1 protein-coding gene is annotated in these 630 nt (G+C 65.2%); it reads left to right on the top strand.

Translation table 11 applies throughout. The features are described 5' to 3' along the window. Positions 1–630: class I tRNA ligase family protein (locus EAH76_RS24275; RefSeq protein ID WP_194151072.1), on the top strand; the 630-nt coding region annotated here is incomplete at both ends.

The raw sequence follows: 630 nt of genomic DNA, 5'->3' as shown, positions 1-630 counted from the left end.
AACTGGATGGAGAATATCCAGCCGTGGTGTGTGTCGCGGCAGCTTTGGTGGGGGCATCGGATCCCGGCGTGGTTCGCCGAGGATGGCTCGATCTATGTCGCGCTGACCGAGGCCGAAGCACAGGCGCAGGCCGGGGAGGGCGTAGCGCTGCGCCAGGATAGCGATGTGCTCGACACCTGGTTCTCCTCTGCGCTGTGGCCGTTCGCGACGATGGGCTGGCCCGACTCTTCTTCTCCCCTCCCGCTTGCGGGAGGGGCTGGGGGTGGGCTCCCGACCTCCACGAGCGGTTCGCCTGCAATAGAGCGCGCGCCCACCCCCAGCCCCTCCCGCGAGCGGGAGGGGAGGGATACGCTGCACGGCCGCTATCCCAACGACGTCCTCATTTCCGGCTTCGACATCCTGTTCTTCTGGGACGCCCGCATGATGATGCAGGGCATCCACTTCATGGGCGATGTGCCGTTCAAGAAGCTCTACCTCCACGGTCTGGTCCGCGCTGCCGATGGCGCGAAGATGTCCAAGTCGAAGGGCAATGTCGTCAACCCCCTCGGGCTGATCGACCAGTACGGCGCCGATGCGTTGCGCTTCTTCATGGCGGCGATGGAGAGCCAGGGCCGCGACATCAAGATGGAT

The sequence above is a fragment of the Sphingomonas glacialis genome, assembly GCF_006439055.1.
Taxonomy (GTDB): Bacteria; Pseudomonadota; Alphaproteobacteria; order Sphingomonadales; family Sphingomonadaceae; genus Sphingomonas; species Sphingomonas glacialis_A.
The sequence above is the reverse complement of the archived record's forward strand: the minus strand, read 5'-3'. Positions and strand labels throughout refer to the sequence as shown.